This is a genomic window from Lentzea sp. HUAS12 (assembly GCF_024125735.1).
GTDB classification, from domain to species: Bacteria; Actinomycetota; Actinomycetes; order Mycobacteriales; family Pseudonocardiaceae; genus Lentzea; species Lentzea albida.
Window position 1 is genome coordinate 7464061 of the sequence record NZ_CP099738.1, and the last position, 23314, is coordinate 7487374.

Annotated in this window: 23 protein-coding genes; 15 read left to right on the forward strand and 8 right to left on the reverse strand. The window is 70.5% G+C overall.

Annotated elements, in window-relative coordinates; translation table 11 throughout:
* The first annotated feature begins 26 nt into the window (after window positions 1-26).
* Window positions 27-575 (forward strand): YbaK/EbsC family protein, encoded by a 549-nt coding sequence (locus tag ND450_RS34680; RefSeq protein WP_253322494.1) that lies wholly within the window; start codon window positions 27-29, stop codon window positions 573-575.
* Here ND450_RS34680 and ND450_RS34685 read toward each other — a convergent pair.
* Window positions 555-3968, reverse strand: coding sequence for a WD40 repeat domain-containing protein (locus tag ND450_RS34685; RefSeq protein WP_253322495.1), 3414 nt, complete (start codon window positions 3966-3968; stop codon window positions 555-557). The genes ND450_RS34680 and ND450_RS34685 overlap by 21 nt on opposite strands.
* Before the next feature lie 111 nt (window positions 3969-4079).
* Between ND450_RS34685 and ND450_RS34690 the strand changes: the two genes are divergently transcribed.
* Genes ND450_RS34690 through ND450_RS34700 form a run of 3 tightly spaced genes read left to right on the forward strand, consistent with a single transcriptional unit; the run spans window position 4080 to window position 6287 of the window.
* Window positions 4080-5351, forward strand: a complete 1272-nt coding sequence (locus ND450_RS34690; RefSeq protein WP_253322496.1) for a hypothetical protein — start codon at window positions 4080-4082, stop codon at window positions 5349-5351.
* 55 nt (window positions 5352-5406) lie between these two features.
* A complete protein-coding gene (locus ND450_RS34695; protein WP_253322497.1) occupies window positions 5407-5838 on the forward strand; it encodes a hypothetical protein in 432 nt (143 codons plus the stop codon).
* Window positions 5835-6287, forward strand: a complete 453-nt coding sequence (locus ND450_RS34700) for a hypothetical protein (RefSeq protein WP_253322498.1) — start codon at window positions 5835-5837, stop codon at window positions 6285-6287. The genes ND450_RS34695 and ND450_RS34700 overlap by 4 nt, the downstream gene beginning before the upstream one ends.
* 1 nt (window position 6288) lies before the next feature.
* Here the strand turns inward: ND450_RS34700 and ND450_RS34705 are convergent, their stop codons facing one another.
* Window positions 6289-7356: an LOG family protein gene (locus ND450_RS34705; protein WP_253322499.1), complete on the reverse strand. Its 1068-nt coding sequence runs from the start codon at window positions 7354-7356 to the stop codon at window positions 6289-6291.
* A gap of 128 nt (window positions 7357-7484) precedes the next feature.
* Here ND450_RS34705 and ND450_RS34710 point away from each other — a divergent pair, with 128 nt between their 5' ends.
* Window positions 7485-8459 carry an aminotransferase class III-fold pyridoxal phosphate-dependent enzyme gene (locus ND450_RS34710; protein WP_253322500.1) on the forward strand — a complete coding sequence of 325 codons (975 nt, stop codon included), beginning with the start codon at window positions 7485-7487 and terminating at the stop codon, window positions 8457-8459.
* A gap of 142 nt (window positions 8460-8601) precedes the next feature.
* On the opposite strand, the gene purU is transcribed toward ND450_RS34710, so the two are convergent.
* From purU to ND450_RS34730, 4 genes are all read right to left on the reverse strand, one after another.
* Window positions 8602-9477, reverse strand: a complete 876-nt coding sequence (gene purU, locus ND450_RS34715; RefSeq protein WP_253322501.1) for a formyltetrahydrofolate deformylase — start codon at window positions 9475-9477, stop codon at window positions 8602-8604.
* Window positions 9478-9490: 13 nt separating this feature from the next.
* Window positions 9491-10216 (reverse strand): maleylpyruvate isomerase family mycothiol-dependent enzyme, encoded by a 726-nt coding sequence (locus ND450_RS34720; protein WP_253322502.1) that lies wholly within the window; start codon window positions 10214-10216, stop codon window positions 9491-9493.
* 90 nt (window positions 10217-10306) lie between these two features.
* Window positions 10307-11113, reverse strand: coding sequence for a class I SAM-dependent methyltransferase (locus tag ND450_RS34725; RefSeq protein ID WP_253322503.1), 807 nt, complete (start codon window positions 11111-11113; stop codon window positions 10307-10309).
* Entirely contained in the window at window positions 11092-11580 is a 489-nt protein-coding gene (locus ND450_RS34730) for a DUF2505 domain-containing protein (protein ID WP_253322504.1), read from the reverse strand. The genes ND450_RS34725 and ND450_RS34730 overlap by 22 nt, the downstream gene beginning before the upstream one ends.
* On the opposite strand from ND450_RS34730, the gene ND450_RS34735 reads away from it, so the two are divergent.
* Window positions 11579-12679 (forward strand): UDP-N-acetylmuramate dehydrogenase, encoded by a 1101-nt coding sequence (locus ND450_RS34735; protein ID WP_253322505.1) that lies wholly within the window; start codon window positions 11579-11581, stop codon window positions 12677-12679. The genes ND450_RS34730 and ND450_RS34735 overlap by 2 nt on opposite strands.
* Before the next feature lie 255 nt (window positions 12680-12934).
* Window positions 12935-13948, forward strand: coding sequence for a S1 family peptidase (locus ND450_RS34740; protein WP_253322506.1), 1014 nt, complete (start codon window positions 12935-12937; stop codon window positions 13946-13948).
* On the opposite strand, the gene ND450_RS34745 is transcribed toward ND450_RS34740, so the two are convergent.
* Window positions 13902-14633, reverse strand: a complete 732-nt coding sequence (locus tag ND450_RS34745; protein WP_253322507.1) for an SDR family oxidoreductase — start codon at window positions 14631-14633, stop codon at window positions 13902-13904. The genes ND450_RS34740 and ND450_RS34745 overlap by 47 nt on opposite strands.
* 93 nt (window positions 14634-14726) lie before the next feature.
* On the opposite strand from ND450_RS34745, the gene ND450_RS34750 reads away from it, so the two are divergent.
* The 6 genes from ND450_RS34750 (at window position 14727) to ND450_RS34775 (ending at window position 21272) form a co-directional block, all read left to right on the forward strand.
* Window positions 14727-15866 (forward strand): Ig-like domain-containing protein, encoded by a 1140-nt coding sequence (locus ND450_RS34750; RefSeq protein ID WP_253322508.1) that lies wholly within the window; start codon window positions 14727-14729, stop codon window positions 15864-15866.
* A 43-nt stretch (window positions 15867-15909) separates the two neighbouring features.
* Complete coding sequence (locus ND450_RS34755; RefSeq protein WP_253322509.1) at window positions 15910-16674, forward strand: alpha/beta fold hydrolase; 765 nt, start codon at window positions 15910-15912, stop codon at window positions 16672-16674.
* Window positions 16671-17918, forward strand: coding sequence for a D-inositol-3-phosphate glycosyltransferase (gene mshA, locus ND450_RS34760; RefSeq protein ID WP_253322510.1), 1248 nt, complete (start codon window positions 16671-16673; stop codon window positions 17916-17918). Before ND450_RS34755 ends, mshA begins: the two co-directional genes overlap by 4 nt.
* Window positions 17915-18394 carry a YbjN domain-containing protein gene (locus tag ND450_RS34765; protein WP_089918968.1) on the forward strand — a complete coding sequence of 160 codons (480 nt, stop codon included), beginning with the start codon at window positions 17915-17917 and terminating at the stop codon, window positions 18392-18394. Before mshA ends, ND450_RS34765 begins: the two co-directional genes overlap by 4 nt.
* 144 nt (window positions 18395-18538) lie before the next feature.
* The gene (locus ND450_RS34770; protein ID WP_253322511.1) at window positions 18539-19300 is read left to right on the forward strand and encodes a DUF4349 domain-containing protein; all 762 of its coding nucleotides are present in this window, start codon (window positions 18539-18541) and stop codon (window positions 19298-19300) included.
* 409 nt (window positions 19301-19709) lie between these two features.
* On the forward strand, window positions 19710-21272 hold the full coding sequence (locus ND450_RS34775; protein ID WP_253322512.1) for a 4-coumarate--CoA ligase family protein: 1563 nt from the start codon (window positions 19710-19712) through the stop codon (window positions 21270-21272).
* On the opposite strand, the gene ND450_RS34780 is transcribed toward ND450_RS34775, so the two are convergent.
* Window positions 21250-21894, reverse strand: coding sequence for a TetR/AcrR family transcriptional regulator (locus ND450_RS34780; protein ID WP_253322513.1), 645 nt, complete (start codon window positions 21892-21894; stop codon window positions 21250-21252). The genes ND450_RS34775 and ND450_RS34780 overlap by 23 nt on opposite strands.
* A 59-nt stretch (window positions 21895-21953) precedes the next feature.
* Here ND450_RS34780 and ND450_RS34785 point away from each other — a divergent pair, with 59 nt between their 5' ends.
* Both ND450_RS34785 and ND450_RS34790 read left to right on the forward strand, forming a co-directional pair.
* Entirely contained in the window at window positions 21954-22397 is a 444-nt protein-coding gene (locus tag ND450_RS34785; RefSeq protein WP_253322514.1) for a VOC family protein, read from the forward strand.
* 5 nt (window positions 22398-22402) lie between these two features.
* A complete protein-coding gene (locus ND450_RS34790) occupies window positions 22403-23149 on the forward strand; it encodes a phosphoglyceromutase (RefSeq protein ID WP_253322515.1) in 747 nt (248 codons plus the stop codon).
* Window positions 23150-23314 lie beyond the last annotated feature (165 nt).

Genomic DNA, 23314 nt, shown 5'->3' on the forward strand with positions numbered 1-23314 from the left:
GTCAAGGTCAAACCGAGTTTGGCAGGATGAACACCATGTGGACTATCGCTGGTTCGCTGGAACCCGTACCTGTGCTTTCTCGCCTCGACCTGGTTCCCGAGCCGGTCGCGGCCGCCCTCAAGACCCTGGACGGCGCCGACCGCGTCGCGGTGGCCGAGATCGACCCGACCCTCGCCGACACCGCCGAGTTCTGCGCGCACTACGGCTCCCCGCTCGAAGCCTCCGCCAACTGCGTGGTCGTCGCCGGCAAGCGCGGTGACGTCGTGCGTTATGCAGCCTGCATGGTGCTCGCGACCATGCGCGCCGACGTGAACGGCGTCATCCGCAAGCGGCTCGACGCGCGCAAGGCGTCGTTCGCGCCGATGGACGAGGCCGTGGCGTTGACCGGCATGGAGTACGGCGGCATCACGCCCATCGGTGTGCCCGCGGACTGGCCGATCCTCGTCTCGCCCGAGGTGGCCGCCGCCCCGGAGCTGATCGTGGGCAGCGGCATCCGCGGCAGCAAGATCCTCATCCCCGGCGACGTGCTGATGAAGCTCACCGGGGCCGAGGTCCTACCGGACCTGGCGCGCTGACAGCCGGCCGATCACCTGGTCGGGGTCCAGGTCCCACCTGATCACCCGCGGGTCCGGCCCCGACGACGTGAGGTCGTCGTCCGCGTCGAACAGCACGGCGTTGACCGGACCGGTGTGCCCGGTCAGCGTCGCGACCTGGGCGCCGTCGGTGACGTGCCACAACGTGATCAGGCTGTCGTTCGCGGCGGCCGCCACGGTCCTGCCGTCGCGACTGGCGGCGACCGCTCCGACCGCGCCCCGGCCGGTGACGAGTGTGCGCGCCGAGCCGTCGAGACCCCACAGGGCGACCTCGCCGCCCGCGTCGCCCACCACCAGCAGGTCCGAGCCCGGTACGGCGGCGATCGACTTCACCGCGGGGCCGGACTCCCGGACGACCTCGGCCTGGTCGCCCGTCCAGCGCAGCACGCGCCCGTCGGCGCCGCCGGAGACGACGAGGTCGCCGAGCAGCGCCACGGTGTTCACCGGGCCCGCGTGACCCGTTGGCAGCGGGCGGCCCGGTTCGGCCGAGTTCAGGTCCTGGACCACGACCGCGGCGTCTGCTCCTCCGGTCACCGCGCGGTCGCCGGAGACGACCAGGCTCTTGATCGCGCCTCGGTGCGCCTGCCACGTGTGCAGGAGCTGGCCGTCGGTCCGCCACGACGACAGCACGCCGCGCACGTCGGCGACCACGAGTTCGTCGGCGGTCCGGAACGCCAGTGCCGTCACGTGTGCCGGGACGTCGATGCGTCCGACCTGCCTGCCCTCGTGGTTCCACAGCAGGACCATCCGGTCGCGGCCGCCGGTGGCGAGCGTCGCGCCGTCCGGGGAGAGCGCGATGCCGTCCGGTGGGCTGGTGTGGCCGGTCAGGGGCGGCAGGGGCAGGTTCCAGAGGCTCACGCTCTCGTCGCCGCCCGCCGCGAACCAGGTGCCGTCCGGGCTGAGCGCCGCCACGTAGAACGGGTGCGTGCGGGTGATCAGGCCGGTCAGCCAACCGCCGTCGGGGACGGTCCACCAGCGGATGCTGCCGTCGTCGCTGGTCGACACGAGCTTGGTGCCGCTCGCGTCGAACTGCACCGAGTGCACGGCGCCGACATGCCTGCGCAGGCCCGACGTCTTGCCGGTGGCCAGAACCCGCAGCACCACCTGGTAGTCGTCGCCGCCCGATGCGAGTACACGGCCGTCGGGGCTCAACGCGACCGTGCGGACGGCAGCGACGTGATCGGTGAATGTGCGCGCCACGCCGTTTTCCACCACCAACGTGCCCTTCTGCCCGCCCGCGGCGAGCACGGAGCCGTTCAAGGACAACGAGTGGACCTCGCCCAGTTCGTGCAGAACGGTGTCCGTGCGCGTCCAGTCGTCCGTGCGCCACAACGAGATCAGCCCGTCGGCCGTCGCCACCGCGGCGGTCGACCCGTCCGCCGAGAGCACCAGCACCCGTACCTCGGCGTCGAGGGAGATGGTCCGCAACGGCAGGTGCGTTCCGGTGTCCCACAGGATGATCCGCCGGTCGTCGCCTGCCGACACCAGCACCGAGCCGCCGGGCATGAACGCGAGCGCGCGCACAGTTCCGTTGTGCTGCGACAAAGTCACGGGCGACGCGGCCGAAGAGGGCGAGCGGAGCAGCACCGAGTGGTCCTCGCCCGCAGTCGCGAACAACGCGCTGTCGGCGCTGAACGCGACAGCGCGAACCGGTCCGCGGTGGTCCTTGAGGACCGTGCGGGCCGGCTTGTAGGCCGCGGTGCTGAGCAACGCCCCGCGTGCCTCGGCGGTCGCGGAGGTGCGGTAGGCGTCCACGGCCAGTTGGGCGGCGGCGTCCGGCCAGGACGCGCTGAGGTCCTGCGCCTGCACGGCGAGCTGGCGCGACTCGGCGACCCGCTGCTCCCTGCGCGCGGCGTTGCCCTGCACGACGGCGACCGACATCACCACCAGGCACGCCACGGCCAGCACGGCCAGCGACTTCACCAGCGTCCGCAGCCGGCGCGCCTGCCGGTCGGCCGCCTCCCGGGACGCGTACTCCTCGTCCACCGCCGCCTGCAGGAACTCGCGTTCCAGCTCGTTGGACGAGACGGTCCACTCGAACCGGCCCGCCAGCTCGCGCATCGCCGCGAGCCGGGCACCCCGGTAGAGCTCACCGGGATCGCGGCCCGCCGAGTGCCACGCGGCCGCGGCGGTGGTGAAGTCGCGGTGCAGCCGCAACGACACCCGGTCGTCGTCGATCCACTGGCGTAATCGTGGCCACGCGCGCACGAGCGCTTCGTGCGCGAGCTCGACCACGCCGTCCGCGACGACGATCAGCCGTGCGTTCGCGAGGACGTTCACGACGTGTGCGGTGTCCGACGGTCTGCCCGCGGCCATGACCTCGTCGAGCGGGGCACGGCGGCGCAGGTCGTTCACGTCGTCGTGGGTCTGCACGAGCCTGAGCAGCACCGCACGCGCAACGGCCTGTCCACGGGAGGACAGTTCGGCGTAGGTGCTCTCGGCCGTGGCGGCGACGGCACCGGTGACCCCGCCGCTCGCCCGGTAGCCGTCGAGCGTCAGCCGGCCGCGCTCGCGCCTCCGCCACGTCTCCAGCAGCGCGTGCGACAGCAACGGCAGCGCGCCCGACTGTCCGCGCACGTCGGCCAGCACGGCCGCGAGCACGTCCGGTTGCACCTTCAGCCCGGCCCGTGCGGCCGGCATCTCGACGGCGGCGCGCAGCTCGTCGTCGGTCATCGGCCCGACCAGCACCTGGGCGTCGCGCAACGCCTCCACCAGCGCGGGCAGTGCGGCGCAGTGCCCGAGGAAGTCCGCCCGCACCGCCAGCAGCACCCGCTGGTCGCCCTCGAGCAGCGACGCGACGAACGCCTCCCGGTCGACCGCGCTGTCGAAGTGCGTGAACAGCTCCTCGAACTGGTCGATCACCACGAGGTCGGCCCGGTCGCCCTGCCAGGTCGTGGGCGTCGCGGTGACGATCGTCCAGTCCGTCAGCGCGGGCAGCACCCCGGCGTGGATCAACGAGGACTTGCCGGAGCCGGACGGTCCGAACACCCCGACCACGCGCTGCCGCCGGACGCGGTCCGTGAGGTCGGCGGCGAGCTCGTCCCGTCCGAAGAACCGGTCGGCGTCCCCGATGCCGAACGCCGTCAGCCCGAGGTACGGCGTCGGGTCGGTCTCGCCCTTGGCGGCCTGGCGCCAGCGCTGCTCCCATTGGGCCACATCACCTTCGCACGCCTGGACGTAGGCGAGAGTCACCGGGAGCGAGGGGAGTTGTTCCCCCGCGGCCGCCTGGGACAGCGCCGTGGCGGAGTAGTGCGCGCGCTGGGCGAGCGTCCGGTAGTTCGGTGAGCCCGCCTTCTCCCGCAGTTGCCGCAGCTCCCACGCGAACCGCTGGACGGGGCCCTCCTCGGGATCGATCGGCCGCTCTCGTCTGCCCACCCGCACTCCAGTTGATCTGAGTTGATTGATCAGCGCCCGCGCCACTGCCTGATCAACCCGACCCGCTCTAAACCTGGTGCCGCAACGACATCGGGTTGAGCAGGAGCGATGATGACCGGACGCTGGCGCATGGCACTTCTACTGGCCTGGACGGGTGTGGTGAGCGCGGCGTTGCCCGTGCAGGCGCAGGAAGTCGCGGACGACCTGATCCACAGCCGCCCGACGGCACCGTTCTCCCTGACGCCCGACTGGGGTCTCGAGTCCTCCGCGGCGCAGCTGCAGGCCGCCGTGGGCACCACGACGTCGGTCGCGGCTCTGCTGCGCGACGCGAACCGAGACTTCGCGTCGTGCAACAGCGCGCAGCAGCAGGCGCTCCCGGAGAACTACGACCGAACGGACTACCCGCTGACGTCCGGGCAGATCCTGCACAGCAGCGAGAAGTACTGCTGGGACCCCGGTGACAGCAAGGTCGACTACTGGATCCCGCAGGGCGTCACCGGTTCCGCCGACGCCGACGACGACGGTCTGTGGGGCGAGAACCGCATCCTGCTCGTCAGCTGGCACTACGACGACTCCGCACCGGACAAGGGCGTGCGCGTCTCGTTCGTCGACATGAAGAACCGCAAGTACCGGCACGTGCTGCTCGTCGAGCCGACGGCGAACGCGAACTACAAGGCCGTGCCGATCCACGCCGGCGGGCTCGCGTGGCTCGGCCACTACCTCTACGTGGCCGACACCGACGGCGGCCTGCGCGTGTTCGACGTCGAACGCCTCCTGGAGGTGTCCGACGCGCAGGACAGCATCGGCAAGAGCGGCAGCAACTACTACGCCTACAACTACAAGTACGTGCTGCCGCAGGTCGGCTGGTACCGGCAGTCCGTGCGGACCGACTGCGTGCCGAGCGCCTCGCAGCTGTGCTTCTCGTCGCTGTCGCTCGACCGCAGCACCACCCCGGACACGCTCGTCGTCGGCGAGTACCGCAACGGGCGCAGCACCGACACCGCCGTCGACGGTGGCCGGGTGGTCCGCTACCGCGTCGACGCCTCGTCGCGCCAACTCGAGCTCACCAGCGGCAAGGCCGTGCCGCAGGACGTGGTGACCGTGCCGCGCAGCAACCTCCAGGGCGTCCAGACCTGGCAGGGCCGCTACTACCTCGGCCGCAGCTCGAACCGCAACCACAGCTGGATGCACTCCGGTGTCCTGAACGGCACCACGGACTCCCACAGCTGGGCGATCGGCGGCGAGGACCTCTACCACGAGCACGGCCCGGGGATCACCGCCGGAAAGCTCTGGACCGTCACGGAGCACGCCTGGAGCGAGGACGGCGGCACGTTCATCGACCGGCGAGCGATCTTCGCCGTTCCGCTCAGCTCGATCGGCTGAGCCCACCCACGTCCGCCTGCTTCGAGGCGGAATGCTCGAAAACTGGAGGAGATCCATGCGCAAGCTCGTGCTTGCTCTGATGATGGCCGTCGTGGCCACCCTCGGTCTCGTGGTTCCCGGCACCGCGTTCGCCGCCGTCGACCTCGAGACCGACTACGCGAAGTTGGGCGGTGCGCCGCCGGCGAGCGCCGGGTGCGCCGAACCCGAGCAGAAGGTCCAGGTCTGCTACGACCGCGACGGTGACGTCTGGTGGGTGCTCGACCGCGCCGAGGACAGCGCGTCGGCGCTCGTCGACTGGAGGAACTACCGCGACGACAAGATCTACCGCACCGGCCTGTGCATCAACTCGCACGGTGCGGGCACTTGGGCGTCGTGCAACAAGAACTACTACGAGGACAGCGAGCTGAAGGGTCACCAGGGGTACTGGGACCGCGACAAGGAGAAGACCTGGACGTTCTACCCGCAGGACTGGCGGTTCCAGGGATGACGAAGGGCGTGACGTACATGCGGAAGTTCGTTCTCGCGTCGACCATGGCCCTCGCCGCCGTCATGAGCGTGCTGGCGCCGGGCACGGCCATGGCCGCACCCGACTGGGAGAACAACGAGGCGGTGCAGGGCACGCCGCCGTCGAGCGAGTACCTGATCTGCGCCGACACGATCGAGGCGAAGGTGTGGGTCTGCTACGAGATCCACGGCGACCGCTGGTGGGTGTACGACAACGACGCCGACAGCGCGTCCGCGACCGTCGAGTGGAAGAACTACCGCGGCGGCTCGCTCTACCGGCAGGGCCGCTGCATCAACGGGCACGGCGCGGGCACTTGGGCCTCGTGCAACAAGAACTACTACGAGGACAGCACGGTGAGAGGCAAGCAGGGCTGGTGGGACCGTCCCAACGGCAGCCCGCGCACCTACGACCGTGAGTACCAGTTCCAGTGAGTTAGGCCTGGTACTTCGACAGCAGTGCGACCGCCTCGTCGATGTCGTCCGTGACGAGGATCCACTGCTCCGCCTCCCGGCCCGCCGCGAGCTTCTGCACCAGCGGCGCGGCCGGGACCTCGTCGGTCCAGAACTCCGTGCCCAGGAAGATCATGGGCGCGGCCGGGCCGACGCTGCCGTAGTAGTTCTGCGTGAAGTCCTGGAAGACCTCCTGGACCGTGCCCGCCTTGCCCGGCGTGTAGACGATGCCGCCGGTCGCGACCGTGAGCAGGCCCTCCTCGCGCACCGAGTTCGCGAAGTACTTCGCGTGCAGCTCGCAGGCCGGGTTGGGCGGCTCGTGGCCGTAGAACCAGGTCGGGATGCCGATCGTGCGGGGCGTGTCGAAGCGGCGGATCTCCGGGAACGCCGCGAGCCACCGGCCGATCGACTCGTCGTCGTGGCCGAAGCCCGGCGCCTGCGCGAGGGTGTCGAGGACGGCGTCGTCGACCTCGCCGAGCCGCACGCCCAGCGGCACGGCCTCCATCGCGCCGGGGCCGCCGCCGGTCAGCACGGTGAAGCCCGCATTGCCCAGCGCGGCGCCGAGTGCGACGGCGTTGCGGTAGCCGCCGGAGCCGCGGGCCAGTGCGTGGCCGCCCATGACCGCGACCGGTGAGCCCGTCAGCGTGTCGTCGAGGGCCTCGGTGATCGAGTGGTCGTGCAGGCGTTCGGCCAGCGCGTGCAACGGGTCGGGGTGGTGGCCCTGCTGCCTGCTGTGCCGGTAGATCTCCGCGTCCGGGGTGTCGGCGTAGGACTTCGGGTTCGCCGGGTCGAAGCCCGCGAACAGCTCCTCCGGCGTGTACAGCCTCGACCGGTAGACGTCGTACGGCAGGTCCGGGATGACCGGGAAGACCAGCGCTCCGGCGGCTTCCGCCCGGCGCTGCATGGTCTCGCTCAGGGTGCAGCCGAGCAGCAACGCCCCGTCGAACGGCACCCGCACGTCCTCGCGCGTGAGGTCCAGCCCGATGATGACGGCTTTGCGCAGGTCAGGGGCTGCCCGCAACTGGTCGAGGTCGGTGATTTCGATCCGCACGGGAAAAAGCCTATGCCCCGGGCGAACCAACGGGTCGCGGAATCCGAATGACCTGGTGGGAACTGAGGTCCGCTCGCCGTCCCCGACGAGCGGCCGCGGGCCGCGCTGCCCAGGAAAGGTTCCCCGCCATGGCCACCGAACTGCTGACAGGATGCGCCGCCCGCGGCGCCCGAGTGGTAGACCCCCACCGCGTCGAGTACCTCGACTGCGGCGGGTACGGAGTCCCTCTTCTCGGCCACGCCCACCCGGCCGTCGTGCGGGCCGTGGTCGGCCAGGTGCGCCGGCCGTCCCTGCTCGACCGCCTCGTGCTCGACCTGGTCACGCCCCATGGCCTCGACCACGTCCACACCTTCCCGTCGGCCTCCGAGGCCGCCCAGTTCGCCGTGGCACTCGCACAGGCGAACGGCCGCCCACGTGTGTTGACCACCGGCGACGTCCGGTACGGCGGCATCGACTCGTTGCGCGCCGTCCTGGCTTCCGGCCCACCGGCCTGCGTGCTCGTGGAACCCGTCCGCGGCGGCACGCCCCCGCCCACCGGTTACCTGAGCGGCGTCGCCGAGGCGTGCCGCGAGGCCGGCGCCCTGCTCGTCGTCGACGAGACTCGCTCAGGTCTCGGGCGCCTGGGTGTGTGGTGGGGCTCCGACCTGGACGGCGTGACGCCGGACATCATGCTGGTGGGCGAGGGCCTGTCCGGCGGCGTGCTCCCGATCGCCGCCGTGGTCGCCTCGGCCGCCGTGCACGTCCCGTTGTGGCGCGGCCCCGACGCCGTCTCACCGCTGGCATCGGCCGCCGTCAACGCCTGCCTGCGCGTCACGGCCTCCGAGGGGCTCGTGGAACGGGCCAAGCTGCTGGGCGACGAGCTGCTGTTCGGGCTGCGGGCCGTCGTGGCGGGCAAGGCCCACGCGACCGGTCGCGGGCTGATGCTGGGTGTCGAGCTGCCGGATCAGCGTGCGGCGGACGTGTTCACCGGGGAACTGCTGCGGCGGCGGGTGCTCGCGGACTTCCGGGGGCGCACGGTCAGCTTCACCCCGCCCGCCGTGCTGTCGGCGGCGGACGCGGGGTGGCTGGTGGAGGCGGTGGGCATGGCCGCCAACAAGATCTGAGACCTGTCAGGTGCTGGGCGTCCAGACCAGGACGTCCAGCACGAGCGCCTCAGTCGAGCGCCGCCACGACCGTGACCGCCGCGGTCCCCGCGATCATGCCGACGACCGCCAGCAGCACCACACTGCCACCCGCGGGTCTCGCTCAGAAGATCACCGTCTGGTTGCCGTGCACCAGCACGCGGTCCTCCAGGTGCCACCGCAACCCGCGCGCCAGCACCACCTTCTCGATGTCCCGCCCCTTGCGCACCATGTCCGCCACCGAGTCGCCGTGGTGCACGCGCATCACGTCCTGCTCGATGATCGGCCCGGCGTCCAGGTCGGCCGTCACGTAGTGGCAGGTGGCGCCCACGAGCTTCACGCCCCGGCGGTGCGCCTGGTGGTACGGGCGCGCGCCGATGAACGACGGCAGGAAGCTGTGGTGGATGTTGATCGTGCGGCCGGACCAGGCGGCGCACAGCTCCGGCGGCAGGATCTGCATGAAGCGCGCCAGGACGACGGCGTGCGGGTCGTGCTTCTCGACCAGCTGCCGCAGCTGGGCGAATGCCGCCTGCTTGCCCTCGGGGTCGTTGACCGGGAACGGCACGTGGTGGAACGGGATGCCGTGCGCGCGCGTGATGTCGCCGAGCTCCGGGTGGTTGCCGATGACGGCCGACACCTCGACGTCCAGCTCGCCGGTCGCGACGCGCGCCAGCAGGTCGTAGAGGCAGTGGCCTTCCTTCGACACCAGGATGACCACGCGCTTGCGCGAGCCCGTGTCGGTCACCGTCCACGTCGACTGCGCGCCGAGACCCGCGGCCACGTCGGCGAAGCGGGTACGCAGCTCGTCCACGCCGAACGGCAGGGAGTCCGCGCGGACCTCCTGGCGCGTGAAGAACCAGCCCGTCTCGGGGTCGGTGTGGTACGCGGCCTCGACGATCCAGCCACCGTTCTCCGCGAGGAACGACGAGATCCTCGCGATGATGCCGGTGCGGTCCGGGCAGCCGAAGGTGATCACATAGCGGCGTTCAGGCGATGACACGACGCACGAGTATTCACGGCCTGGGCAGCGCCGCCAACAGCGACTCGTCGCCGGACACGATCGCGTGGTGCGGACGGCCCCACAGCGCGCGGTAGACCGCGTCGGCGGTACCCGCGAGGCTCGCGTCGGTGTCGACGGCCGAGCCGAGCACGTCCGTCACGACCGGCGGCTCGCCCGGCGCGAGCCAGATCTCCCACGTGCGGCCCGCGTCGGCGGCGTGCACGAGGATCCTGCCGGTCGCCTCGACCGTGCGGCCGAGCACCAGCTGGCGGGGCATCATGATCGTGAGCATCTCGTCGACGCCGTCCGCGGCGAACTCGGGGTCGAAGACCAGCGACGGCAGTTCGTGGCCGGTCGCGAGCTCCGCGTCCAGGCGGTGGATCGCCGTCTCGTGCGCCTGCCTGCGCGCCCAGAAGCCGGCTACCTTCGGGCCCTGGAACGTCCACGCCGGACGGTCGGCGGGCACCTCGTGCAACCGCTGCAGCAGCGTCGAGAGCCCGGTGTCCCACCAGGCGAGCGCCTCGTCCCACTCGCGGGGAGCCTTGGGCCACGCCGGACGGCCGGACGAGGGATCGGTGACGACGGACTGCGCCGCCCACGTGTGCACCTCGGCGATGTGCCGCACGAGCTTCGACACCGTCCAATCAGGACAGGTGGGCACCTCGGCTTCCGGACCGGCCTTCAATGCGGCCGAACGCAACAACGACGCCTGCTTCTCGATCTCCCCGACGAAGTCCACCCGATCACCCTAGGACCTGTGTCGAGGTCAGATCCGCGACAGCCGGGCCTTCAAGCGCGCCTCACATCGAACCGGACCTCGACACAGGCCCTAAGGCGCGACGGCGGCCCATTCGAGCGTGATTTCGCCGAGCCGCCACCGCCGCCGGTCGTCCAGCACGGGCCAGCCGCGCTCGGCCAGCAGCCGCGCCGACTCCACCCACCGCGCCCGCGGACCGAAGGGGGCGAACGGCGCCGCGGTGGCCCAGCAGGCGTCCAGCTCGGCCAGCAGGGCGTGGACGCGCTCGCCCGGCACGTTCTTGTGGATCAACGCCTTGGGCAGCCGCTCGGCGACGTCGGAGGGCACCTCGATCCCGGACGGCTTCACGGCCAGCGTGAACGTCCGAGGCCCCTCGGCCGACAGCGTCACCCACGTGCACCGGCGGCCGATCTCGTCGCAGGTGCCCTCGACGACCAGCCCGCCGGGAGCCATTCGCGACAGCATGGTGTCCCACGCCTCGAACGCCTGCTCCTCGGTGTACTGGCGCAGCACGTTGAAGGCGCGCAACAACACCGGGCGCGCGCCGGCCAGTTCGAAGCCGCCGCGCCGGAAGTCGAGCCACGGCGGGTCGGCCACGGCCTTGCCCGCCTCGACCCGGTCGGCGTCGATCTCCAGCCCGAGCACGCGCACGTCGGGACGCACCGTCCGCAGCCTGGAGGCCATCTCGACGGTGGTGATCGGCGTGGCCCCGTACCCGAGGTCGACCACGAGCGGATCGGCGGCTTCCACCAGGAACGACGACAGCGTGCCGGTCATCCACCGGTCGACCCGGCGCAGGCGGTTCGGGTTGGTCGTGCCGCGCGTCGGCAGGCCGAGCGCGCGGGCCCGGCCTGCGGCTAGCCGCGGTTTGCGAGCCATTCGGACGTGAACTCGCTCTCCTTGTCGAGCAGCACGGCGACCTGCTCGGCGATCAGCTTCTCGAGCTTGCCGCCCAGCAGCGGGATGCTCACCTTGACCTCCCCCGTGAGGGTGGTCTTGCTGCCTGAGCCGTTGTCCAGGACGGTGAAAGACCCCTCAAGGCGGCTGGGCACGCCGTTGACGGCCACCTCGACCGTGCCGGCGCCCGCCGCCCAGGTCTCGGTGCGCTGGATCACCAGGTCGCCGCCGAGCGCCGCCTTGACCGCCGACGGCAGGTGCTCGGCGGGCACACCCTGCTTGAGCTGGTACGACGTCCGCTCGTCGGTCTTGTCGAACGAGATGAGCGCCGAGTTCGTGCCGCCGATCGCGGCCAGCCTGTCCCGCAGGTAGGTCTCGTCGGTCATCGCGCCGAAGACCTTCTCCGCCGAATGGGGTGACGTGGTGTGGTGCTCGATGCGGCGTGCCATGTCGCGGAGGCTACCGTTGACGTCTGTGACCACCACGCAGTCCGTACCTCTGGCCGAGCGCACCACGCTCCGACTCGGTGGCCCGGCCGCGCGGTTCGTCCACGCCACGACCGCCGCTGAGCTGGTCGAAGCCGTGCGAACAGCCGACGCCACCGCCGACGAGAAGGTCCTCGTGCTGGGCGGCGGGTCCAACCTCGTGATCTCCGACGGCGGCTTCGACGGCACCGTCGTGCACGTCGCCACCAAGGGCTTCCGCCTCGACCCGCTGGGCGGCGGCATCGTCCAGTTCACCGTCGAGGCGGGCGAGGAGTGGGACGCGGTCGTCGCCGAGGCGGTCGCGCAGGGCCTCGGCGGCCTCGAGTGCCTCTCGGGCATCCCCGGCCTCAACGGCGCCACTCCCGTGCAGAACGTCGGCGCGTACGGCGTCGAGATCTCCCAGGTGCTGCAGTCGGTCGACCTGCTGGACCGCCGCAGCGGCAAGGTCCACCAGGTGCCCGCCGCGAAGCTGGGCCTCGCGTACCGCACCAGCGTGCTCAAGGGCACGGACAACGCGGTCGTGCTGCGCACCCGGTTCTCCCTCACCGCCGGGGGCATGTCCGCGCCGATCCGCTACGGCGAGCTGGCGCGCGTCCTCGGTGTGGCGCAAGGTGATCGCGTTCCGGCCGACGAGGCCCGCAAGGCCGTGCTGGAGCTGCGCCGCGGCAAGGGCATGGTGCTCGACGCCACCGACCACGACACGTGGAGCGCGGGCTCGTTCTTCACCAACCCGATCATCGACGACTCGACGTTCTCGGGCGTGCTGATCCGCATCGCCGAACGCCTCGGTGCCGACGTGGACGTGCCGAGCTATCCGGCGGGCCACGGCCAGAAGAAGCTCTCGGCCGCATGGCTGATCGAACGCGCGGGCTTCCGCAAGGGCCACCAGGGTCCCGGTGGCCGCGTGTCGTTGTCCGGCAAGCACACGCTGGCCCTGACCAACCGCGGCGGCGCGTCGACCGAGGACCTGCTGGACCTCGCGCGCGAGGTGCGCGACGGCGTGCGGGCCGCGTTCGGCGTGGAGCTGCACCCGGAACCGGTCTTCGTGGGAGTCGAGCTCTAGTGGTGTGACACAGAACGTTGGCGGCGTATCCGCGCTCAGCAGGATCCGTCGCGGCACCGCCCCCACGCCCCCGTACAACCAGTACGAGGACGTGGGGGCGGCACCACGACACACCCGTCTGACCACGAATACACCGGCAACGTCCTGAGCCACACCACTAGGTCCTGCTCGAAGATCGTAGGTCTGTTCGAGTGACTCTATGTGACCAGCCGCTACCAGGCGTGTTTCATTGAGGTAGAGGCATCGGAGGTCGCTATGAGCTACCTCGACGAAAACGCGCGAGCGGTCATCAGGCCGATCAAGCGCATGGTCGAAGACGAGTTCCTCGCCCGGCCCGGCGTCATCGGCGTCGACATCGGCGAGAAGGTCACCGGCGGACGCCCGACCGGCAGGGCCGCGATCGTGGTCTACGTGTGCGCCAAGGGGCCTGAGCACCCGCGGCAGATCCCGGTGGAGGTCGGCGGCGTGCCGACCGACGTGGTGGCCGAGTCGATCGTGCTGCACCGGGCGAGGATCACCCGTGCGTCCGGCGAGAACCCCGTTGCGGCGGAACGCCATCCGGTGCTGCGCGGAGGCATCGGCATCGGCCCGGCGAGGTCGTTCCGGGTCGTGCCGCCCGAGGTCGAGCGGGCCGGTGAGTACGTGATCGCCGGCACGCTCGGCGCGTTCGCGGTGACGCTGGACGAACCGGGAAAAGTGCTGGGGCTCACCACTTTCCACGTCGGCTGTGTCGACGACTCGTGGTCGGTCGGTGACGAGTTCGTGCACCCGTCCAGAGTGGACGGTGGGGTGCCCGGCGCCGACGAGATCGGCGTGCTGGACCGGGCCGCGCTCGCGGGCGCCGTGTCGGCGGCGGGGCTGCGGATGGGCGACAGGCCGTTGCGCGCGGAGGTGCTCGACATCGGCGCCATCACCGGCAGCGCCCAGGCCGTGGTCGGCTCGTCCGTGCGCAAACGCGGCCGCACCACGCAGCTCACGTACGGCGTGGTCGAGTCGACGGACGCGACGGTCCGGCTCGACTTCGGCGACGGGATCGGCCCGCGGACGTTGCGGGACCAGATCCGCGTGCACTCGTCCGAGCGCTTCGGCGACCACGGCGACAGCGGCGCCGTGCTGGTCGACGCCGACAACCGCGTCGTCGGCCTGTACGTGGCCGGAAGCGGCCCGACCGGGTTCGCGAACCCCGTCGGGCCGGTCCTGCGTCAGCTCGACGTGGAGTTGCTCACTCCCGGTGTACCCGAGTCGCGGAGGCCTGGGCGCGGGGCTTGAGCACGATCTCGTCCAGGTTCACGTGCGGGGGCCGGGTGACCGCGAACGCGATGACGTCCGCCACGTCGTCGGCCGTCAGCGGCGTGAGGCCCTGGTAGACCTTGGCCGCGCGCTCGGTGTCGCCGTCGAACCTGTTGGTGGAGAAGTCGGTCTCGACCATGCCCGGCAGGACCTCGGTGATCCGCACCGGCTGGCCCAGCAGCTCGCCGCGCAACGTCCGGTGCAGCGCCGACTGCGCGTGCTTCGCGCTCGTGTAGCCGGAACCGTTGTCGTACGCGTCACGTGCCGCAACGGACGTCACGGACACGATGTGCCCGTCCCCGGACGCGATCAGCTTCGGCACGAACGCCTTGGTGACCAGCAGCGTGCCGAGGACGTTCGCCTCCCACATCCACCGCCACTCCGCCGGATCGCCCTCGGCGACGGTCGAGAGCCCGCGAGCGCCGCCCGCGTTGTTCACGAGCACGTTCGCGTGGGGTACCCGGTCCGCGAAGGCGGCGACGGAGGCCTCGTCCGTGACGTCCAGCTCGATGGCCGTCCCGTCGATCTCCTTCGCGATAACGTGGAGGAGGTCCAGACGACGTGCTCCGAGCACGACGTGGAAGCCCTCGGCGGCCAGCCGCCGCGCGGTGGCCTCGCCGATGCCCGCGCTAGCTCCGGTCACTACTGCGACAGGTCGATTCACGACCCCGATCGTAGGCCGCCGGATCGTCTGTGACCGACGTCACTCGCACCACCCGGTCGGGTTGGACGTCCACCATGGTGGGAGGTCGAAACCGTGAAGAGAACACTTGTCGCGCTGGTCGCCGGACTGACGCTGCTGACCGGCTGCTCGAGTGTCGAGGCGGGCTCACCGAAGGCGGACAGCTCGCTGCCGTCCGCGAAGGTGACCCTGTCCCCGGTCGACGGAACCAAGGACGTGCAGGTCACGACCCCGGTCCAGGTCACCGTGGTCGATGGCAAGATCGAGTCCGTCGCCGTGAAGTCGCCCGAGGGCAAGGACGTCAAGGGCACCCTGACGGAGGACAAGTCCGGCTGGACGATCGCCGAGCCGCTCGGCTACGGCAAGACGTACAGCTACTCGGGCAAGGTCGTCGGCTCCGACGGCAAGCCGGTCGAGCTCAAGGGCTCGTTCACCACCGTCGCGCCCGGCTCGCAGACCCGCGCGACCCTCTGGCCGTCCGACAACCAGACCGTCGGCGTCGCGGCGCCGATCATGGTCAAGTTCGAGGCCCCGGTCGAGGACAAGGCGACCGTCGAGAAGGCGCTGAAGGTCACCAACTCGGCGAACGTGCAGGGCTCGTGGGCGTGGCTCAACGCCCAGGAGGTGCACTACCGGCCGGAGAAGTACTGGCCCGCCAACACCACCGTGAAGGTCGAGGCCAAGCTCTACGGCGTCAACTACGGCGGCGGCGCGTTCGGCAAGGCCGACGTGACCAGCGACTTCACCATCGGCCGCAACCAGGTCGTCAAGATCGACAACCCGACTCACCGGCTCAAGGTGTTCCGCGACGGCCAGCAGACCGCCGACTACCCGGCGTCGTTCGGCAAGGACGCCGACCCGGAGCTCACGACGCCGAACGGCACGTTCGTGGTCATGTCGAAGCACGACACGTTCTCGTTCGACAACCCGCGCTACGGCTACACCAACGTCGTGAAGAAGTGGGCCGTGCGGTTCTCGAACCACGGCGAGTTCATCCACGAGAACAACGACAACGCGGGCAACATCGGCACGAACAACACCTCGCACGGCTGCGCGAACCTGCTCGAAGCCGACGCGAAGGCGTACTTCGACTCCGCGCTGGTCGGCGACCCGGTCGAGGTGACCGGCTCGATCACCACGCTGCCCGCGCAGTTCGACTGGTACGACTGGCAGCTCTCGTGGGACCAGTGGAAGGGCAAGTCGGCCATCAAGTAGGGCCGGCGGGAATGCGTCCCCCGGCCAGGTCGTTTGCGCAGGTGTGCATCTGACACGCGTGACGGCGGCCGGCGGGGGACGACTGGCCGTTCGCGAGTCGGGTCCGGCCGGCGCGCCGGCGGTGGTCCTGCTGCACGGCTGGGCGCAGACGGGTGCCGTCTGGGACCTGCCCGGCTTCCGCACCTACGCCGTCGACCTGCGCGGACACGGCGAATCCGACGACTTCGGCGACTACCGCGATTCCGCGCACTGGGCCGCCGACATCGAGGCCGTGCTCGGCCACACCGGCCCCGCGACCCTCGTCGGGTGGTCCTACGGCGGGCTCGTCGTCACCGACTACCTGCGCTTCCACGGCACGGCGGGCATCAACGCCCTGGTGTTCGTGAGCGCCATCACCGAGATCGGCCGCGGTCGCCCCGGAGGCGAGACCGGGCCGGTCATGCGGGCCGCGCTGCCCGGCGCGATCACCGACGACGCCGTGCTGGCGGCGTTCTGCCGGGCCATGGCCCCCGGCCTGCCCGCTTCGACCGTCGGCGAACTCACAGCCGCCGCCACCTCGGTCAGCCATAAAGTGCGAGGTGAGCTGTTCCGCAGGGACGTGGGCAGCGCCGATGTGTTGAAGGCCGTAGACGTGCCGACCCTGGTCGTGCACGGAACTCAAGACGAGGTGGTCGCGCCCGCCGCCGCCGAGTACTCCGCCGCCCTGATCCCCGGAGCCGAGTTGAGCCTGTACCCCGACACCGCGCACGCGCCGTTCCTCGAACGGCCGGAGCGGTTCGCCGCCGAACTCCTGCGAGTCGCCCGATGAAGCGCGTGGCGGTGCTCTCAGTCCACACCTCGCCGCTCGAACAGCCGGGGACGGGTGATGCGGGCGGGATGAACGTCTACATCGTGCAGACGGCCACACGGATGGCCCAGCGCGGGGTCGAGGTGGAGATCTTCACGCGGGCCACGTCGTCGGAACTGCCGCCGGTCGTCGAGCTGGCACCGGGCGTGCGCGTCCGCAACGTCGCCGCGGGCCCGTTCGAGGGCCTGGGCAAGGAGGAGCTGCCCGGCCAGCTCTGCGCGTTCTCCGCGGGCGTCCTGCGCGCCGAGGCACGGCACGAGCCCGGCTACTACGACGCCATCCACTCGCACTACTGGCTGTCCGGGCAGGTCGGCTGGATCGCGCGCGAACGGTGGGGCGTGCCGTTGGTGCACACCGCGCACACGCTCGCCAAGGTGAAGAACCTGGCGCTGGCCGAGGGCGACACCCCGGAGCCGAGGATGCGCGTGATCGGCGAGGACCAGGTCGTGAGCGAGTCCGACCGGCTCGTCGCGAACACCGACATCGAGGCCGGCGAACTGATCAAGCTCTACGACGCGGAGCCGTCCAAGGTCGCCGTCGTGCCACCAGGGGTGGACCTCGACCGCTTCACGCCCGGTGACCAGGGCGCCGCCCGGCGGTCGATCGGCGTGCCGCAGGACGCGGTCGTGCTGGCGTTCGTCGGCCGGATCCAGCCGTTGAAGGCCCCCGACGTGCTGCTGCGCGCCGCCGCGGAGATGCTCGTGCGCGATCCGGGGCTGCGGTCGCGGCTGGTCGTGCTGATCGTCGGCGGGCCCTCGGGTTCGGGCACGGAACGGCCGAAGGCGCTGGAGGAACTGGCCGCGCAGCTGCAGATCACCGACGTCGTGCGGTTCCTGCCGCCGCAGCCCGGGCCGGCGCTGGCGCAGGTCTACCGGGCCGCCGACCTGGTCGCGGTGCCGAGCCACAACGAGTCGTTCGGGCTGGTGGCGCTGGAGGCCCAGGCGTGCGGGACGCCCGTGGTCGCGGCGGCCGTCGGCGGGTTGCCCGTGGCGGTCAACGACGGCGTGTCCGGGGTGCTCGTGCACGGGCACGAACCCGGCGAATGGGCGTCGGCGATCAGCGGGGTGGCGTTGCCGCAACGGGAGCACCTGGCGAGCAACGCCGTGGGACATGCACGACGCTTCTCGTGGGACCGCACGACTGATGCCCTGCTGGCGGGGTATCAAGAGGCGGCAGAGGTGTTCCGCCGGGAGGTTTTCGCTTGAGCGTCGACGCTGTGATCAAGGAGTTCCTGGACGAACGGGAGCTCGAGTACGACCGGCGCGAGCCGGGCAAGTTCTTCGTGACGCTGCCGGGCACCAAGAAGCTCCAGACCAACGTGTGGCTGGTCGAGACCTCGCACGCCCTGGTCGTCGAGGCCTTCGTGTGCCGGCGGCCGGACCAGTCGTTCGAGGACGTGTACCGGTTCCTGCTGCGGCGCAACGCACGGCTGTACGGCGTGCACTACACGATCGACGCCGAGGGTGACATCTACCTGGTCGGACGGGTCGGCAAGCACGCCGTGACCGCCGACGAGCTGGACCGCGTGCTCGGACAGGTGCTGGAGGCGGCGGACGGCGACTTCAACCCGTTGCTCGAGATCGGGTTCGCCGACGCGATCCGGCGCGAGTGGGCCTGGCGGGTGTCGCGCGGCGAGTCGCTCGCGAACCTGGCCGCGTTTCAACATCTCGTTTCGGAGTAGCCGCCGACTCGTTTCGGCTTCCCCGGCAACCCCACCTCCGCTCCCGCCCGTCCGACAGGCATGCGTAGACCAGTGCTGTGGGTGGGAGCGGTGTTGCTGGCCCTGGTTTCAACGGGGTGTGGCAGCAGTTCGAACAGTGGGGGTATGTCGGCGAAGGATGCCGCCGCACCGCCTCAGGCGGCGCAGAACGCGGCGCCTCAGCAGGAGAACGCACCGGCCGTGCAGCCGGTGCAGCAGCAGGAGCGCCAGTTGGTGCGCACGGCCGACGTCGACCTGCGGGCTGACGACGTGCTGAAGGCCATCGGCCAGGTCAAGGACCGGGCGCGGGCCGTGGGCGGGTTCGCGGGACAGGAGAACTCGACCAAGAAGTCCGGGTCCGTGACCGTGCGCGTGCCGTCGGCCGAGCTGGACAAGCTCGTGCAGGACCTGGCGAGCGTCGGCGAGGTCACCCGCAGCGAGGTGAAGAGCCAGGACGTCACCGACCAGCTGGTGGACGTCGAATCGCGCATCGCCACGCAGCGGGCCAGCGTGGAGCGGCTGCGGGCGTTGTTCGAGCGTGCCGGGTCCACCTCGGAGGTCGCGCAGGTCGAGAGCGAGCTGACCAAGCGGCAGGCCGAGCTGGAGTCGATGCAGCGGCGCAGCGAGTCGTTGAAGGGCCAGGTCGCGATGGCGACGCTGACCGTGGACGTCGCGACGACGCCGATCGCCCCGCCGGAGGAGGAGAAGGTCGGCTTCCTCGGCGCCCTGGCCGGCGGCTGGAACGCATTGGTCGCGGTCACCGGGGTGGTCCTGATCGGGCTGGGCGCGATGCTGCCGTTCGCGGTGGCGCTGGGGGTGCCCGCCTTCGTGGTGGTCTACCTGCTGCGCCGACGGCGTCGGATCACCCGGACGAACGAAGCAGGGTGATCAAGTTCTACTGAGAGTGTGCCTTTGGTGATGCGCGGAACGGCTCGGGAGAGAGGGGGAGTCGCATCGAGCCGTTCCGCGTCAAAGGTCCCCGCTGCATGGATCCGTGGACGGGGGGAGTTCCCGGATCCCAAGCGGGCCACACGATTCGACGGGGGATGACGAACCGCGCATGTGCCTCGCGCTCGTCGAGTAAGCGTGGGAGCCGACTCGCGGAGGCGGTATCAACTTCTCAGATACGTCCTTGCGATCACAAGTGCTTGTATTGCTCCATTCGAGTGTATTTAGCCGCGCAAAGTAACGGCCCTGTAGCGATCGAGTTGTCCTTGACCAGCCCAGTGGGCTGGATCACGATGTGCCCACAGGCTGGGTGTACAGCGATGTACAGCGATGTGAATGAGGTCGCCGCATGGTCTTTCGCAGTCCGTTCCCCGACGTCGAGATCCCCGACGTGTCGCTGCACCAGCTGCTGTTCGGCGACATCGCCGACCGCGCGGACCGGGTTGCGCTGATCGACGGCATGTCCGGCGCGGAGATGACCTACGGCCAGTTGGCCGGCGCCATCGACCGGATGGCCGCGGCGCTGGCCGCGCGAGGTATCGGCAAAGGTGATGTCGTAGGCATCCTGAGCCCGAACACGCCGTACTACGCCGTGGTGTTCCACGGCATCCTCCGTGCGGGCGCCACAGCGACCACGATCAACGCGCTCTACACGCCCGACGAGGTGGCCCACCAGCTGCACGACGCGGGCGCGAAGATGCTGTTCACGGTGTCCGTGCTGCTCCCGAACGCCGCTCCGGGCGCCGCCAAGGCGGGCGTGACCGACGTGGTCGTCCTGGACGGCGCCGAGGGCTACCCGTCATTGCCGGAACTGCTCGCGAACTCGCACCCGGTGCCCGAGGTGTCCATCGATCCGGCGAATGACGTCGCGGTGCTGCCGTACTCGTCCGGCACGACCGCGCTGCCCAAGGGCGTGATGCTGACGCATCGCAACCTCGTGGCGAACCTGGAGCAGTGCCAGCCGTTGCTGGAGCTGAACGAGGAGACCCGCATCCTCGCGGTGCTGCCGTTCTTCCACATCTACGGCATGCAGGTGCTGATGAACGGCGGCCTGCGCGTGGGCGCCACCGTCGTGACGCTGCCGAGGTTCGACCTGCCCGAGTTCCTGCGGGTGATCGCCGAGCACAGGACCGACCGCGTCTACATCGCCCCGCCGGTCGCCGTGGCCCTCGCCAAGCACCCGATCGTCGACGACTACGACCTCTCGCCGCTCAAGGCGATCTTCTCCGGCGCCGCGCCCCTGGACGTGGACCTCGCCGCCGCCGTGAGCAAGCGCCTGGGCTGCCGCGTCTCGCAGGGCTACGGCATGACCGAGATGTCCCCGGTCAGCCACGCCATCCCGGACAGCCGCGACGACATCTCCGTCGGCACCGTGGGCGTGATCATCCCGAACCTGGAGTGCCGCCTGGTCGACCCGGCCACCGGCGAGGACGTGGGCGTCGGCGACCGCGGCGAACTGTGGTGCCGCGGCCCGAACGTCATGAAGGGCTACCTGAACAACCCGGAGGCCACCGCCGCCACCCTCGACGACGAGGGCTGGCTGCACACCGGCGACGTGGCCGTGATCGACGCCGACGGCATCGTCTCGATCGTCGACCGCGTCAAGGAGCTCATCAAGTACAAGGGCTACCAGGTCCCGCCGGCCGAGCTCGAGGCCGTGCTGCTGACCCACGAGGAGATCGCCGACGCGGCCGTCATCGGCGTGAAGGACGCGGACGGCGAGGAGATCCCGAAGGCGTTCGTCGTGCGGCAGGCGGGGTCGGAGATCGACGGGGACGCCGTGATCGCGTTCGTGGCCTCGCACGTGGCGCCGCACAAGAAGGTGCGCGTGGTCGAGTTCATCGAGGCGATCCCGAAGTCGGCCGCGGGCAAGATCCTGCGCAAGGACCTCAGGGCTCGCGAACAGGCCTGAGCAGTGACGCGGTGAGGGTGCCGGCCAGCCAGTCGCGGTAGCGGCCGGCGGGCCAGCCCAGCACCTGGTGGACGTGCGGCGACGACATCGTCGTCAGCACGTCCGCCACCGCGTCCGCGTCGAACTCCTCCCGCACCTCCCCGGTCCCCACCAACGCCTCCGCCAACGCGAGGCAGTTGGCCCGCATCGCCTGCTCGCCCTCGTCCGAGATCCGCCGCATGTCCGGATCGGCCCCCGACGACTCGATGCCGGCCATGATCAGCGCACCGGCCCGTTCCAGCACGACCGCGTTGCGCCCCACCAGTTCCGCGATCAGGTCGCGGGCCGACGGCGTCGCCAGCACCTCGGAGAACTCAGGCCTGTCCCGCATCGCCACGGGCTCCTCGTCGCCCGCGATCGCCACGTTCAGCGCGTCCTGGAACAGCTCGACCTTGTTGCGGTAGTGCGTGTACACCGTCCGCTCGGACACGCCCGCCTCGGACGCGATCCGCCGCATCGACGTCGCCACGAACCCGTCCCGCGCGAACAGCCGGTGGCCCGCCTCCCGCACCTGCGCGCGCGTGCGCAGAGCCGCCTGCTCCCGCAGCGGTGAGCTGTACGAACGCTTGACTTCGTCCTTCATCGAGCGCAGTCTAACCACATTGGTTGCAGTCGTAGTGCACTCAAAAAGGAGTGACCGAGATGGCGCAGCTCAGAGGCATCAGAGGCGTGAAGATCCCGGTGACCGACCTCGCGAAGAGCACCGAGTGGTACCGCCAGGTCTTCGGGTTCGAGCCCGAGTGGGAGTTCGCCGACGCCGATGGCGTGGTCCGGGGGGTCTCGGGTCACGTGAGCGGCGGCGCTGCGGGCCTCAGCCTGCGCGAGAACCCGGGGAAGGCAAGGGCGGTCGCCGGCTTCGACCCGGTCAACTGGGCCGTGGGGACGCGCGGGGACCTCGGCGAGTGGATCGCCCACCTCGACGGCCTCGGCATCCCGCACTCGCCGGAGATCGAGGCGAGCATCGGCTGGTTGCTGGTCTTCAACGACCCCGACGGGCTGGAGATCCACATGTACACCGACGAGTCCCATGGTGTGGATCACGGTGCCCGGCCGGGGTACGGCAGGCGGGTCGGCATGGCAGGCTAGCCGGCATGTCTGTCGGAACCTTGGTCCTGCTCCGCCACGGCGAGAGCACGTGGAACGCGGAGAACCTCTTCACCGGCTGGGTGGACGTTCCCCTGTCGGAGAAGGGCGAGAAGGAGGCCCGCCGCGGCGGCGTGCTGCTGAAGGAGGCCGGCGTCCTGCCGGAGGTCCTGCACACGAGCCTGTTGCGCCGGGCGATCATGACCGCCAACCTGGCCCTCGACGCCGCCGACCGGCACTGGATCCCGGTCAAGCGCGACTGGCGCCTCAACGAGCGCCACTACGGCGCCCTGCAGGGCAAGAACAAGAAGCAGACGCTCGAGGAGTTCGGCGAGGAGCAGTTCATGCTCTGGCGCCGCTCCTACGACACACCGCCGCCGCCCATCGAGCCCGGCAGCGAGTTCAGCCAGGACACCGACCCGCGCTACGCGGGTCTCGGCCCCGACCTGCCGCTGACCGAGTGCCTGCTCGACGTCGTCAAGCGGATGATCCCGTACTGGGAGTCGTCGATCGTCCCGGACCTGCGCACCGGCAAGACGGTCCTGGTGGCCGCGCACGGCAACTCGCTGCGCGCGCTCGTGAAGCACCTCGACGGCATCTCGGACGAGGCCATCGCGGGGCTCAACATCCCCACCGGCATCCCGCTGCGCTACGACCTCGACGAGGAGCTGAAGCCGCTCAAGCCGGGCGGCGAGTACCTCGACCCGGACGCCGCGAAGGACGCCATCGCGGCGGTCGCCAACCAGGGTCGCTGACCACATTTCGGGAAATGCACGCGTGTGCCGGACGACGGTGCGCGCGTGCATTTTTCGTATCCCGACCGTCCAAAGGACACGGTTGGGTGAACGACGTCTGACCAGGGGAGAAACAACCCCGTCCTGAGGTGTCGCGGGTATCACGGTTCACGCTTCCGCACTAGG

What these genes read in the sequence shown, in the direction of transcription:
- ND450_RS34690 (WP_253322496.1), top strand. Translation starts at nt 4,080, where the DNA reads ATGACCGGACGCTGGCGCATGGCACTTCTACTGGCCTGGACGGGTGTG.
- ND450_RS34775 (WP_253322512.1), top strand. Translation starts at nt 19,710, where the DNA reads ATGGTCTTTCGCAGTCCGTTCCCCGACGTCGAGATCCCCGACGTGTCG.
- ND450_RS34730 (WP_253322504.1), bottom strand. Translation starts at nt 11,580, where the DNA reads ATGGCACGCCGCATCGAGCACCACACCACGTCACCCCATTCGGCGGAG.
- ND450_RS34680 (WP_253322494.1), top strand. Translation starts at nt 27, where the DNA reads ATGAACACCATGTGGACTATCGCTGGTTCGCTGGAACCCGTACCTGTG.
- ND450_RS34785 (WP_253322514.1), top strand. Translation starts at nt 21,954, where the DNA reads ATGGCGCAGCTCAGAGGCATCAGAGGCGTGAAGATCCCGGTGACCGAC.
- ND450_RS34725 (WP_253322503.1), bottom strand. Translation starts at nt 11,113, where the DNA reads ATGGCTCGCAAACCGCGGCTAGCCGCAGGCCGGGCCCGCGCGCTCGGC.
- ND450_RS34770 (WP_253322511.1), top strand. Translation starts at nt 18,539, where the DNA reads ATGTCGGCGAAGGATGCCGCCGCACCGCCTCAGGCGGCGCAGAACGCG.
- ND450_RS34710 (WP_253322500.1), top strand. Translation starts at nt 7,485, where the DNA reads ATGGCCACCGAACTGCTGACAGGATGCGCCGCCCGCGGCGCCCGAGTG.
- mshA (WP_253322510.1), top strand. Translation starts at nt 16,671, where the DNA reads ATGAAGCGCGTGGCGGTGCTCTCAGTCCACACCTCGCCGCTCGAACAG.
- ND450_RS34700 (WP_253322498.1), top strand. Translation starts at nt 5,835, where the DNA reads ATGACGAAGGGCGTGACGTACATGCGGAAGTTCGTTCTCGCGTCGACC.
- ND450_RS34740 (WP_253322506.1), top strand. Translation starts at nt 12,935, where the DNA reads ATGAGCTACCTCGACGAAAACGCGCGAGCGGTCATCAGGCCGATCAAG.
- ND450_RS34780 (WP_253322513.1), bottom strand. Translation starts at nt 21,894, where the DNA reads ATGAAGGACGAAGTCAAGCGTTCGTACAGCTCACCGCTGCGGGAGCAG.
- ND450_RS34695 (WP_253322497.1), top strand. Translation starts at nt 5,407, where the DNA reads ATGCGCAAGCTCGTGCTTGCTCTGATGATGGCCGTCGTGGCCACCCTC.
- ND450_RS34735 (WP_253322505.1), top strand. Translation starts at nt 11,579, where the DNA reads ATGTCGCGGAGGCTACCGTTGACGTCTGTGACCACCACGCAGTCCGTA.
- ND450_RS34790 (WP_253322515.1), top strand. Translation starts at nt 22,403, where the DNA reads ATGTCTGTCGGAACCTTGGTCCTGCTCCGCCACGGCGAGAGCACGTGG.